The following is an 11764-nucleotide window of genomic DNA, read 5'->3' as shown; positions in this document are numbered from 1 at the left end:
CAACGGCAGCTCAGCGTGCGGCACGCGCGAGTGCCTCGACGCGCCGGGCGACGTCGGCGGCCACCGGCCGGCCGCGTGATGCACGCCGGTCGGCGTGGTCGGCCGGCTTGCCGAGCCATTCAACGACCTGCGCGTCGAGCGAGCGGGCCGGATCGAGCACGGCGTCGACGGCGCCCATCTTCACGAGATTGTCGAGCCCCGGCGCGAACACCGGCGTCGTGCGCGACATCTCCTTCAGCACGTCGATCGGCAGCTTGGTCACACGCGACATCGACGGCAGGTCCATCACCTCCGGCTCGGCGCCCGGCACCGCGAGCAGCGTGCGGGTCGCGAGCGCGGTCGCGATGAAGGCGCCGGCGGCCGTGTGGCCGTACAGCACGCCGATCGTCCGGTGTCCGGCGAGATCCGCGTGCATCAGGCACTTCGCGAGATGCGACAACCCCTCGTTCAGGCCGAGCAGTTCGTCGCGCTTGCTCATCCGCTGGCTGTCGCTGTCGACCAGCACGAGGATCGGCGTGTCACCGCCACGCTCGATCGTGTCGAGCACGTGCGACGCGAGCGTCAGCGCCTCGTCGATGCCGAACGGCAAACGGTCGGCGACGCCGATCACGTCGACGCGCGTGCCGGCCAGTTCAGCGCGACCGGTCAGCAGGCCGCCGTGACGGGCGATCGAATGGCCTTGCGGGAACAGTGAATTCAGCACTTCATCGAGCGTCATGCGGGCTCTCCTGCAGTTGGTCCGCGAGCGCGGCGAACGCATCGTCCGGCATCCCCGGGATCGCTTCCGGCGCCGCTGCGCCCAGCGCACGCCACACGTCGAGCGCATCCTTGCACGCGCCGAACCGGTCGACACGCGCTTCGAGGCGGGCCTGTTCCGCGCGTAACATCGCCGCATCGAACGTCGGCGCACGGCCGATCAGCGCGAGCGCCGCCGCACGGAACGCAGCGGGCGTATCGGCCACGTAGCGATCCGCGCCGCCGATCAGCCGCCGGTGCTTGCCGCCCATCGTGCGCCAAATCAGCGCGCGGTCCTTCGCATCGAATTCCTCGACGCCGCGATTGGTCTCGATCACTTCGGGGCCCGACACGCTGATGCGGCCCTGCTCCGATACCGCGAGCGCCGAGCAGCACGCGGCGAGCAAACCGCCGCCGCCATAGCAGCCCGCGCGCCCGCCGATCAGCCCGATCACCGGCACGCCGGCCGAGCGCGCTTCGACGAGCGCGCGCATGATCTCGGCGATCGCGAGCTCGCCCGCGTTCGCTTCCTGCAGCCGCACGCCCCCCGTGTCGAACAGGATCAGCACCGGCTTGCCGGTTTCGCGCGCGGCCCGCAGCAGCCCGGTGAGCTTCGCGCCGTGCACTTCGCCGAACGCGCCGCCCATGAAGCGGCCTTCCTGCGCGGCGACGAACACCGGCTGGCCGTCGAGCCGGCCGTGGCCGACCACCATCCCGTCGTCGAACTGCTGCGGCAGGTCGAACAGCGGCAGGTGCGGGCTGGTCACGCGCTCGGCCGGGCCGAGGAATTCGCTGAAACTGCCGGCGTCCAGCAGCGCGTCGATGCGCTGCCGCGCCGATGCTTCGTACCAGCTCGCGGCGTTCGCGACGAACGCGGGGGCATCACGCGTATCGTGGATCGCGTCGTTCATCATGCGTCCCCCTCGATCGCCCGCACCGCTTGCGCGAGCCGCAGCGACACCATGTCGGGCCGCGCGCCGCCGTCGTTGATCGACAGCTTCAGGCCGCCCGGCGTACGCCGCTCGACGAAATCCGCGACGACGGCCTGCCACACCGCGCCGAACCCGACCGCCGCCGTGCGGATGTCGATCTCGCATTCGTTGCCCGGCAGCACGCGTTCGACGAGTACTTCGAGATTGCCGGATGCCACCACGCCGACGAGCGCCGCGGCCTGCTCGCCCTTCGCGCGCTCGCGCGCGGTGAAGCGATAGTTCAACTGTTCCATGCCCTTGTCCTTACCAGTTGCGGAACCGGGCCGGCGGCGCATACAGGCCGCCCGACCAGTGCACGAGATCCTTGATCGAACGCGCGGCGAGCCAGCGGCGGTCGGCGTCGAGCGGATCGATACCGAGATCCTCCGGGCGACGGATCACGCCGCGTTCGCGCAGCCGCTCGACCATCTTCCGGTCGCGGCCGCGGCCGACTTCCGTATAGCCGGCGACGCCGCGGATCGCGTGCTCGCGTTCGTCCTTGTCGCGGCACATCAGCAGGTTCGCGATCCCTTCCTCGGTGACGATGTGCGTGACGTCGTCGCCGTAGACCATGATCGGCGCGAGGTCGAGCTGCAGCTTGTCGGCGAGTTTGAGCGCGTCGAGCTTCTCGACGAACATCGGCACGTTCTTGTCGCCGAACGTCTCGCCGATCTGCACGACGAGCTTGCGGCCGCGCCTGAGCGCCGCCGGCGTGTCGGGATCGGCTTGCGCACCCGCCTTCAGCCACGGCTCGCTCGGATGGCGCCGGCCGCGCGCGTCGCTCCCCATGTTCGGCGCGCCGCCGAAACCGGCAATGCGCTCGGCCGTGACCGTCGACGAATGGCCGGACAGGTCGATCTGCAGCGTCGAGCCGATGAACATGTCGCACGCATAGAGGCCCGCCGTCTGGCAGAACGCGCGGTTCGAGCGCAGCGACCCGTCGGGGCCCGTGAACCAGATGTCGGAACGCGCGCGGATGTAGTCGTCCATCCCGACTTCCGAGCCGAAGCAGTGGATCTGCTCGACCCAGCCCGACTCGATCGCGGGAATCAGCGTCGGGTGCGGGTTGAGCGCCCAGTGCGAGCAGACCTTGCCCTTCAGCCCGAGCTTCTCGCCATAGGTCGGCAGCAGCAGCTCGATCGCGGCCGTGTTGAAGCCGATCCCGTGGTTCAGGCGCTTGATGCCGTACGGCGCGTAGATGCCCTTGATCGCGAGCATCGCGGTGAGGATCTGCGTTTCGGTGATCGCCGCCGGATCGCGCGTGAACAGCGGCTCGACGTAGAACGGCCGGCCGGCCTCGACGACGAAATGCACGCGATCGCCCGGGATGTCGACGCGCGGCACCTTGTCGACGATGCGGCCGACCTGCGCGATCACGATGCCGTCCTTGAACGCGGTGGCCTCGACGACGGTCGGCGTGTCTTCGGTGTTCGGGCCGGTGTAGAGATTGCCGTCGCGATCGGCGCTGACCGCGGCGATCAGCGCGACCTGCGGCGTGAGGTCGATGAAGTAGCGCGCGAACAGCTCGAGATAGGTGTGCACCGCGCCGAGCGCGATCTTGCCGCCGAACAGCAGCTTCGCGATGCGCTGCGACTGCGGGCCCGAATACGCGAAGTCGAGACGCTTCGCGATGCCGCGCTCGAACACGTCGAGATGCTCGGGCAGCACGACGCCTGACTGCACCATGTGCAGGTCGTGGATCTTCGCGCTGTCGACGTCGGCGAGCGCCGTCGCGAGCAGGTCGGCCTGCTTCTGGTTGTCGCCTTCGAGGCAGACGCGGTCGCCGGGCCGCAGCACCGCTTCGAGCAACGCGACGGTGTCGCGCGCATCGACCCGCTTGCCCTGCGCGTAAGCCGCGCCGGCCGCGAGGCGTGCATCGCGCGCCTGCCGCGCGTGATTCCATCCCGTCATGAACAGTTCTCCCGCTTCGATGGTTCAGCGGCATTCTAAGCCTGGCGCCGCCGCCGATTGATGATGTTGACGAATGCGACTCAGAGGACGCCGCGATGGATGCGGCCCGCGCACGGGCCGCCCATCGGTGGGGCCTACGCGCCGACCAGCGCGCGCGTCGTGAAGAACAGCAGCGACGGCCCGAGCAGGCAGCCGACGCCCGTATGGAACGTCGCGACCAGCGCGCCGTACGGGACGAGCCGTCGGTCGGTCGCGGCGAGCCCCGCGCTCACGCCGCTGACGGTGCCGGCCAGGCCGCCGAAGATCATCGCGGAGCGCGGTGTCTTCAGGCCCATGAAGTTGGCCGCGACCGGCGTGCCGACCATCACGATGATCGCCTTGACCAGCCCCGTCGCGATGCTGAGTGCGATCACGTCGGAGCTTGCGCCGATCGCCGCGCCCGTGACGGGACCGACGATGTAGGTGACGGCGCCCGCGCCGATCGTCGTCATGCTGACCGCGTCGGTATAGCCGAAGGCGCGCGCGATGCACGCGCCGACGATGAACGGCAGCACGGTGCCGAGCAGCAGCGACACGACGCCGACGAGCCCGGCCTTGCGCGCCTCGGTCGGCTGCACTTCGAACGCGGTCGCGACGATCGCGAAATCGCGCAGCATCGCGCCGCCCATCAGGCCGATGCCGGCGAACAGCTTGACGTCGGCCAGCCCCTTCTCGCCGCCGGTGAATGCGCCGCCGACATAGGCCAGCACGAGACCGATCACGATCGCGATCGCGGAGCCGTGCACGCGGCCGAACGTGAGCTTGCGCGACGCGATCGACGACAGCCACATGATCAGGCCGACCAGCGCGAACGACGCGACGAGCCCGTTGTGGGCGACGGTTTTTTCGAGCATCTGCAGCATGGCGGCCTCCGTTACTGTTCTTCGAATTGCGGCACGCCCGCGAAGGCCGTGTCGTCGCGCCCGGTGCGCACGAGTACCGCGATGCAGCATGCGCAGATCGCGACCGCGCCGACGGCGGCCAGCAGCGCGACCGGGCCGCCCTTCAGCGCGGCGACGACGTTCTGGTTCGCGGCCATCGCGACGACGACGGGGATGTACATCGCGCCCCAGAAACCGACGCCGGCCTCGGTTTCCTTCGGCAGCCAGCCGCGGCGGTGCAGCCACAGGCGCAGGCAGATCAGCAGCAGCATCGCGATGCCGACGCCGCCCACGTTGGTCTTCACGCCGATCGCGCTGCCGAGCAGGTCGCCGAGGAACAGTCCGGCCAGGTGGCAGAACGCCAGCAGCGCGGTTCCGTAGATGATCATGAGTCGTCTCCAGTCTCTTCGTGACGGGCGCATTGCCGCCAGCAGGAGTCGAACCTTGCCCGCCGATCCCGTGCCGGGCGTGTCTCCTGCGGCGGGGCGCCGCGGCCCGGCGACCCGTCATGCGGGCACGTTCTCGGGCGGTCGATGGGATGATGCGGTTTCGGGCCGGACGCCGGATGCCGTAGACTGAATGAAGCAGCCGCCGGCCCGACGCGGGCTACGCGTCCGGTGCGCCCCGTTGCGGGCCGCACCGGCGCGTGATCCGATACTAGCGCCGCAATATCCGGCCATTTATGAAGTTGTCGAAACCGATTCAGTGGATTTAGCAATGCGCCCGTTACCGCCCGAGCTGCTGCGCAGCTTCGTCGCCGTCGCCCAGTCAGGCAGCTTCACCGCCGCGTCCGAGCGCGTGAGCCTGTCGCAGTCGACCGTCAGCCAGCATATCCGCCGCCTCGAGGAGCTGCTCGACCGGCCGCTGTTCGAACGCGACACGCGCAACGTGCACCTGTCGCAGCACGGCGACGCGCTGTTCCGCTACGCGGTGCGCATTCTCGAACTGATGGACGAGGCCGTCACGTCGGTGTGCGGGCCGCCGCTGTCGGGCAAGGTGCGGCTCGCGATGTCGGAGGATTTCGCGTCGGCGCACCTGACGGCCGCGCTCGCGAGCTTCGTGCAGCGCAATCCGGAAGTCGAGCTCGCGATCTCGACCGGGCTGTCGGGCGACCTGTTCGACGCGCTCGACGAGGGGCGGCACGATCTCGTGTTCGCGAAGCGCATCGCCGGCAGCCGGCGCGGCCGCGTGATCCGCAGCGAGCCGCTGTACTGGTGCACGGGCCCCGATTCGCGGATCACCGGCCATGAGGCCGTATTGCCGCTCGCGATGCATCCGGAGCCGAGCGTGTCGCGCCGCCGCGTGCTCGAATCGCTCGAGGCCGTCGGGCGGCCGTACCGGATCGCGGTCGTGAGCAGCAGCGTCGCGGTGTTGCGCGCCGCCGCGAGCGCGGGACTCGGCGTCAGCGCGTTCGCCGGCTACGTGATCCCGGCCGGGCTCGCACGGCTCGACGCCGGGCTGCCCGAACTCGGCGAACTCGAATACGTGATCGACCGGCCGACGGCCGCGTCGCGTTCGACGCTCGCACTCGAAGCGACGCTGATCACCGCCGCGTCGGAGTTGTAACCGCGCCTGGCGCGACCCGCGCAGGGGGCGCCGCATCCGCACCTGACAGCTTTGCCCGGAACGCGTCATCGTCCGCGCAGCACCCGCTCGCGACAATGGGACCCATCGGAACGCACGGCCAGCCGCCGCGCGCATCCGGTGTCCCGTCCCCTTGATCGGAGCACGCCATGAACGTCATGCGATTCGCCGTCGCGATTGCCGCCGCCGCCCTGCTGTCCCCCGCCTTTGCCCAGACGTCCGATACCGCGGCGCCCGCGCAGGGGCTGACCCGCGCGGACGTGATCGCGCAACTCAAGCAGGCCTATCTCGACGGCGAACTGCCGACGAACGACGGCAACTACCCGCCGAACGCGGCGACCCGCGCGCGCAACCGCGAACTCGTGCAGGCCGCGAGCCCGGCATGGCTCGCACAGACGCCGCAGGCCCCGCAAACCGCCGCGCAGCAGTAGCCGGCCGCAGCCCGGAGGCGACGCCGCCGCGCAATCACGGCAGGAAGCTGCGGCGCCGCGCGTCGATCAGCTCGACGAGCAGGCGGTCGCGTTCGGCCGCCAGTTCCTGCATCGAGTGCTCGCCCTGGATCGCGCGCAATGCGTCGTTCAGCTTGCGATCGACGTCCGGATCGAACGAAGGCGTGCCGAGATCGTCCCACCAGCTCGTGATCGGCCCCGACAGGTGTTCGAGAAAGTGCGCGATCCCGCCCGCGCCGCCGCCGAGGTGATAGGTCAGGCATTGCCCCATCAGCCCCCAGCGCAGGCCGGGGCCCCATGCGACGGCCTTGTCCGCATCGGCGACGCTCACCACGCCTTCGCCGACGAGGTGATACACCTCGCGGAACAGCGCCGCCGCGAGCCGGTTCGCGACATGGCCGGTCATTTCCTTGTTGAGGACGATCGTCTGCTTGCCGAGCGCATCGTAGAAGTCCTTCACGCGCGCGATCACCTCCTGGCTGGTGGCATCGCCGCCGACCAGCTCGACGAGCGGAATCAGGTGCGGCGGATTGAACGGATGCGCGATCAGGCACCGTTCCGGATGCTTGTCGCACGCGGTCTGGATGTCCGACATCTTCAGGCCCGACGAACTCGATGCGATCGGCACGTGCGCGGGCAGCACGTCGTCCATCTGCCGGTACAGCGCGCGCTTCAGGTCGAGCCGCTCCGGGCCGTTCTCCTGCACGAAGTCGACGCCGTCGAGCGCACGCACGAGATCGGCGTCGAACGACAGCCGCGCGGAAAGTTCGGCGGCCCGGCCGCCGAGAAACGCGGCCAGCGCGTCGCGCAACCGCGTGTCGGCGTGCGGCGCCGGATCGGTCGCGACGACGTCGAAGCCCTGCGTCAGATAGAAGGCGGCCCAGCTCGCGCCGATCACGCCGGCGCCGACGATCGCGATGCGTCGAATGTCCATGATTGTCCCGTGTCGTTGGTCTGCAAAAACATCGCGGCGATTGTCGCATCGAATCGCGCGGGCCTGCCTTGACGCAGATTGCGGATTCCCTCTTGAAATGCGCTTCGGCTGCCACTAATTACGCGTCGTCGGGCCGTGCAGCATGCAGCGCACCGCCCCCGTTTCGATCCAGTGGAGCTTCCACGACGCGCCCGCCGCAGGCGTCGCGCCGTCACGTCTCCCGCGTTCCCTGTTCAGGAGGACCAACATGAGCGGTATCCATTTCGGCAGCGACCTGTTCGACGAATTCGCCCGCGTGCAGCGGCAAGTGGCCAACCTGCTCGGCGATCGTCCGGCCGGCATTCGCGCGGTACGGCCCGGCGCCTTTCCCGCGCTCAACGTCGGCGCCACCGACAGCGCCATCGAGATCGTCGCGTTCGCACCCGGCATGGCCGCGGCCGACTTCGACGTGTCGATCGACAAGGACCTGCTGACGATCAGCGGCGAGCGCAAGCCCGCGCCGCGCGGCGAAGGCGACGATCCGCGCACCTATGCGCAGGAACGCTTCCACGGCGCATTCCGCCGTGTCGTCGAGCTGCCGCGGGACGCCGATCCCGACCAGGTCAGCGCCCGCTACGAAAACGGCTGCCTGCTGATTCGCGTCGGCCGGCGCGAGGCATCGAAGCCGCGTGCGATCACCATTCAATAATTTTCAGGATACCGACATGAATGCGAACCCGACCCTGGCCGAGCGTCAGACCAACACCGTCCACCCCGCTGCCGCCGAAGCGGCCCGCCGTCCCGCGATCACGCCGGCCGTCGACATCGTCGAGAATCATCTCGGCGTCACGCTGCGGGCCGACCTGCCCGGCGTGCCGCGCGAGAACCTCGACGTGAAGGTGCACGACAACACGCTGACGATCGAAGCCGACACGCGTCTCGACACGCCGGCCGAGCTGCGCGTGCGCCACGCCGAAATCCGCGCGACGCGCTATGCGCGCAGCTTCGTGCTGAGCCCGGACCTCGACACGTCGAGGATCGACGCGAACCTGCGCGACGGCGTGCTGACGCTGACGATTCCGCGCCGCGAGGAAACGCGTCCGCGCCGCATCGACGTGACGGCCGGCAACGCGTAAGCCCCCACGCGGGCGATCATCCCGCACGCATGAAAAAGCCCCGCCGGGTACGCGCCCGGCGGGGCTTCTTTACGCCATGCGGCACAATCAGTCGAAGTCGAACAGGTCGAATACCGATTTCTTGCGACGCTGGCCGTCGTGCTTGTAGCGATCGTCGTGCGAGCGGCCATCGTGTCGGTCACGGCTGTCGGGCGAGCGAGCGTCGCGCCCCCACCCGCCGTCGTGGCCGCGCGGCGCTTGCGCATCGTGCCGCACGGGGGCTTCATCGCGGCGCGCTGGCGCATCGCCGGTTTCGCGCGCGATCAGCTTGTCGAGTTCGCCGCGATCGAGCCACACGCCGCGGCAGGTCGGACAGTAGTCGATCTCGATCGACTGGCGCTCGGCCATCAGCAGGTCGGGCGTCTTGCAGACAGGGCATTTCATCGCGCTTCTCCTTTCCGTGCGAATTTCGTCTGGATTCCATATGACGCGCGTGACGCCGGCCACCGCAGCGGCAGCCGTGCCACGCGCGCCGGCTCAGTGGCCATCCGTCGGCGCCGCGCGCTTCGCCTTCGCGCGCCGCGCCAGCATGTTCATGCCTTCGACGAAGGCCGAGAACGCCATTGCCGCGTAGATATAGCCCTTCGGCACATGCGAACCGAAACCTTCGGCGATCAGCGTCATGCCGATCACGACCAGGAACGACAGCGCGAGCATCACGATGGTCGGGTTGCGGTCGATGAAGCGTGCGAGCGGCTGTGCCGCGAACAGCATCACGGCGACGGCGACGATCACGGCGACGAACATGATCGGCACGTGCTCGGTCATGCCGATCGCCGTCACGATGCTGTCGATCGAGAACACGATGTCGAGCATCACGATCTGGCCGATCGCGGCCCACATCGTCAGGCCGACCGCCCCGCCCGAGCCGCCCGCGCCCTCACCGTCGCGCGACACGTGGTGATGGATCTCGGTAGTCGCCTTCCACACGAGGAACAGGCCGCCCGACAGCAGGATCAGGTCACGCCACGAGAACGCGTGGTCGAACAGCGTGAACACGGGTTCGGTGAGGCTCGCGATCCACGCGACGCTGCCGAGCAGCGCGAGGCGCATCACCAGCGCGAGCGCGATGCCGAGGCGCTGCGTGCGGGCGCGCTGCGCCTCGGGCAGCTTGTTGCTGAGGATCGAGATGAAGATCAGGTTGTCGATGCCGAGCACGACTTCCATCACGACGAGCGTCAGGAGCGCCGCCCAGACGGCGGGGTCAACGGCAAGCGTCAGCAGGTAGTCCATGAAATGGGCCGATACGAAAGTGGAAAGCCAGATCATAGGCTACCCCCAACTTCGAAAAAATCAGAGAGAATCTGATTTTTGGTTCGGTTTTTCCGAAATAGCGATCCGATGCTCAATTTCCGACATCTGTACTACTTCTGGGTCGTCGTGAAGGAAGGCGGCTTCGCGCGCGCGGCCGCGCGGCTCGACATGGCCGTGCAGACGATCAGCGCGCAGGTGCGCGAGCTCGAAAAAGCGCTCGGGCACCAGTTGCTGCGCCCGGCCGGGCGCGGCGTCACGATGACCGACGCCGGCCAGGCCGCGTTCGCGCGCGCGGAGGCGATCTTCGAGATGGGCCGGCTGATTCCCGACGAAGTGCGCGCGGCGGCCAGCCAGCCGACCGTGCGGCTCGCGGTCGGCCTCGCGGACGGCATCTCCAAGCTCGCCGCGCACGCGATCCTTGCCCCCGTGCTGGATACCCCCACGCTGCGGCTGCTGTGCCACGAAGGCGAGCACGATGCGCTGCTCGCGGAGCTGGCGCTGCATCATCTCGATCTGGTGCTGGCCGGCCAGGGCGCGCCGTCCGGCTCGAACCTGCGGGTGACGAGCGAGCGGCTCGTCGCGTCGCCGGTCGACTGGTATGGCCCCGCGGTGCTCGTCACGCCGGCCGCGCGGCAACACTTTCCGCAGTGCCTCGCCGACCTGCCCGTGCTGTTGCCGACCGCCCATTCGGCGCTGCGCGCGCGCCTCGACCTGTGGCTGGAGGGTGAACGGATCGTGCCGCGTGTGGCCGGGGAATTCGAGGACAGCGCGCTGATGGCCGTGTTCGCGGCGCGCGGCCTCGGCGTATTTCCGCTGAGCGAACTCGGCGCGAACGATGCGTCGCTGCTGCGCGGGTTGCGCCGGCTCGGGCGTGCCGGCGACGTGACCGAGGAGATCCACGCGATCCGCTCGCGGCGCGGCGAACACCATCCGCTGACGTCGCAATTGCTGGCCGCGGCACGCGGCGCTTCGGCCGACTGAAGCGAGCGCGACATCAAACGAAACTATAATGGCGCCCCGGCCTTACGAGATTGCCGCGCGCTTCATCCAGGCACCGCCGTTGCGCGAGCTCTCGCCAAGCCTTCTGAAAGACGCCATGCACAACCGATTTCGCCTGTTTTCCGTTTCGTGCGCGCTCGCGGCCGCGACCGTGCTGGCGGCGTGCTCGTCGCCGCCCAAGCCGATCTACCAGCAGGAACAGTTCGACGCGACCAGCAGCCCGTACGCGCATACGTTCCACTCGAAATCCGACGCGGCCTGCGAGGCCGCGCGGCGCGCGCTGCTGAGCCAGGGCTATGTGGTGTCGTCGTCGCGCAACGACGCGGTCGACGGCAGCAAGAATTTCCAGCCGAACAACGACATGCACGTCGTGATCGAGTTTCACGTCGTGTGCGCGGACGCGAACGCGGACGGCTCGTCGAGCATCGCGTACGTGAACGCGGTGCAGGATCGCTACACGCTGAAGAAGTCGAATACGTCGGCCAGCGTGGGCTTGAGCGTGTTCGGCTCGCTGTCGCTGCCGATCGGGTCGAGCGACGACGCGCTCGTCAAGACCGCCAGCGAGACGATTCCCGCCGGCGTGTTCTATGAGCGCTTCTTCAATCTCGTCGAGCATTTCCTGAAGATCGACCCGGCCCGCCGCGACCGCGCGACCGTCAAGGCCGCCGAGAAGGAGCCCGTCACGCCGCTGCCCGAACCCGCGCCGACGCCGCAAGGCGAGCCGATGAAGATGACGACCCCAATCGTGCCGACGCCGCCCGCGGCGCCGGTGCCGCTTTCGTTGCCGGCGGTCGCGCCCGAGTCGGGGGCGAATGCCGTGCCCGCCGCGGCGTCGGCCGTGGTCGCGCCGGCG

At 69.1% G+C, this 11764-nt stretch carries 15 protein-coding genes; 6 read left to right on the top strand and 9 right to left on the bottom strand.

Annotated features, from left to right (window positions below):
- Window positions 1-10: 10 nt before the first annotated feature.
- The 6 genes from mdcE to madL all read right to left on the bottom strand — a co-directional run bounded on the left by mdcE (window position 11) and on the right by madL (window position 4926).
- Window positions 11-718, bottom strand: coding sequence for a biotin-independent malonate decarboxylase subunit gamma (mdcE, locus tag G3N96_RS34795; RefSeq protein ID WP_124575869.1), 708 nt, complete (start codon window positions 716-718; stop codon window positions 11-13).
- Entirely contained in the window at window positions 705-1649 is a 945-nt protein-coding gene (locus G3N96_RS34790) for a biotin-independent malonate decarboxylase subunit beta (protein ID WP_206139997.1), read from the bottom strand. Before G3N96_RS34790 ends, mdcE begins: the two co-directional genes overlap by 14 nt.
- Window positions 1646-1960 carry a malonate decarboxylase acyl carrier protein gene (gene mdcC, locus G3N96_RS34785; RefSeq protein ID WP_047900325.1) on the bottom strand — a complete coding sequence of 105 codons (315 nt, stop codon included), beginning with the start codon at window positions 1958-1960 and terminating at the stop codon, window positions 1646-1648. Before mdcC ends, G3N96_RS34790 begins: the two co-directional genes overlap by 4 nt.
- A 10-nt stretch (window positions 1961-1970) precedes the next feature.
- The gene (mdcA, locus tag G3N96_RS34780; RefSeq protein ID WP_206139996.1) at window positions 1971-3617 is read right to left on the bottom strand and encodes a malonate decarboxylase subunit alpha; all 1647 of its coding nucleotides are present in this window, start codon (window positions 3615-3617) and stop codon (window positions 1971-1973) included.
- A 134-nt stretch (window positions 3618-3751) separates the two neighbouring features.
- Window positions 3752-4519 (bottom strand): malonate transporter subunit MadM, encoded by a 768-nt coding sequence (gene madM / locus G3N96_RS34775; protein WP_027784056.1) that lies wholly within the window; start codon window positions 4517-4519, stop codon window positions 3752-3754.
- Window positions 4520-4530: 11 nt separating this feature from the next.
- Window positions 4531-4926: a malonate transporter subunit MadL gene (gene madL / locus G3N96_RS34770; protein WP_034186756.1), complete on the bottom strand. Its 396-nt coding sequence runs from the start codon at window positions 4924-4926 to the stop codon at window positions 4531-4533.
- A 328-nt stretch (window positions 4927-5254) separates the two neighbouring features.
- On the opposite strand from madL, the gene G3N96_RS34765 reads away from it, so the two are divergent.
- A complete protein-coding gene (locus G3N96_RS34765; RefSeq protein WP_085040476.1) occupies window positions 5255-6103 on the top strand; it encodes a LysR substrate-binding domain-containing protein in 849 nt (282 codons plus the stop codon).
- A gap of 167 nt (window positions 6104-6270) precedes the next feature.
- A complete protein-coding gene (locus G3N96_RS34760) occupies window positions 6271-6552 on the top strand; it encodes a DUF4148 domain-containing protein (protein WP_124575872.1) in 282 nt (93 codons plus the stop codon).
- A gap of 34 nt (window positions 6553-6586) precedes the next feature.
- Here G3N96_RS34760 and G3N96_RS34755 read toward each other — a convergent pair whose 3' ends face one another.
- Window positions 6587-7504 (bottom strand): 3-hydroxyacyl-CoA dehydrogenase NAD-binding domain-containing protein, encoded by a 918-nt coding sequence (locus tag G3N96_RS34755; RefSeq protein WP_206139995.1) that lies wholly within the window; start codon window positions 7502-7504, stop codon window positions 6587-6589.
- 247 nt (window positions 7505-7751) lie between these two features.
- Here G3N96_RS34755 and G3N96_RS34750 point away from each other — a divergent pair, with 247 nt between their 5' ends.
- On the top strand, window positions 7752-8192 hold the full coding sequence (locus G3N96_RS34750; protein ID WP_206139994.1) for an Hsp20/alpha crystallin family protein: 441 nt from the start codon (window positions 7752-7754) through the stop codon (window positions 8190-8192).
- 16 nt (window positions 8193-8208) lie between these two features.
- The gene (locus G3N96_RS34745) at window positions 8209-8619 is read left to right on the top strand and encodes an Hsp20/alpha crystallin family protein (protein ID WP_206139993.1); all 411 of its coding nucleotides are present in this window, start codon (window positions 8209-8211) and stop codon (window positions 8617-8619) included.
- Window positions 8620-8706: 87 nt separating this feature from the next.
- Here G3N96_RS34745 and G3N96_RS34740 read toward each other — a convergent pair whose 3' ends face one another.
- Both G3N96_RS34740 and G3N96_RS34735 read right to left on the bottom strand, forming a co-directional pair.
- A complete protein-coding gene (locus G3N96_RS34740) occupies window positions 8707-9042 on the bottom strand; it encodes a zf-TFIIB domain-containing protein (protein ID WP_124575876.1) in 336 nt (111 codons plus the stop codon).
- 93 nt (window positions 9043-9135) lie between these two features.
- Entirely contained in the window at window positions 9136-9891 is a 756-nt protein-coding gene (locus G3N96_RS34735; protein WP_124576052.1) for a TerC family protein, read from the bottom strand.
- A gap of 108 nt (window positions 9892-9999) precedes the next feature.
- On the opposite strand from G3N96_RS34735, the gene G3N96_RS34730 reads away from it, so the two are divergent.
- Both G3N96_RS34730 and G3N96_RS34725 read left to right on the top strand, forming a co-directional pair.
- A complete protein-coding gene (locus G3N96_RS34730) occupies window positions 10000-10893 on the top strand; it encodes a LysR family transcriptional regulator (RefSeq protein WP_124575877.1) in 894 nt (297 codons plus the stop codon).
- A 115-nt stretch (window positions 10894-11008) separates the two neighbouring features.
- On the top strand, window positions 11009-11764 hold a 756-nt coding region (locus G3N96_RS34725; RefSeq protein WP_206139992.1), incomplete at its 3' end, for a DUF2242 domain-containing protein.

Source organism: Burkholderia sp. Se-20373 (assembly GCF_017104705.1).
In the GTDB taxonomy this organism is placed as follows: domain Bacteria; phylum Pseudomonadota; class Gammaproteobacteria; order Burkholderiales; family Burkholderiaceae; genus Burkholderia.
Note: the sequence above shows the minus strand (reverse complement) of the source record. Positions and strands in the feature narration are given on the sequence as shown.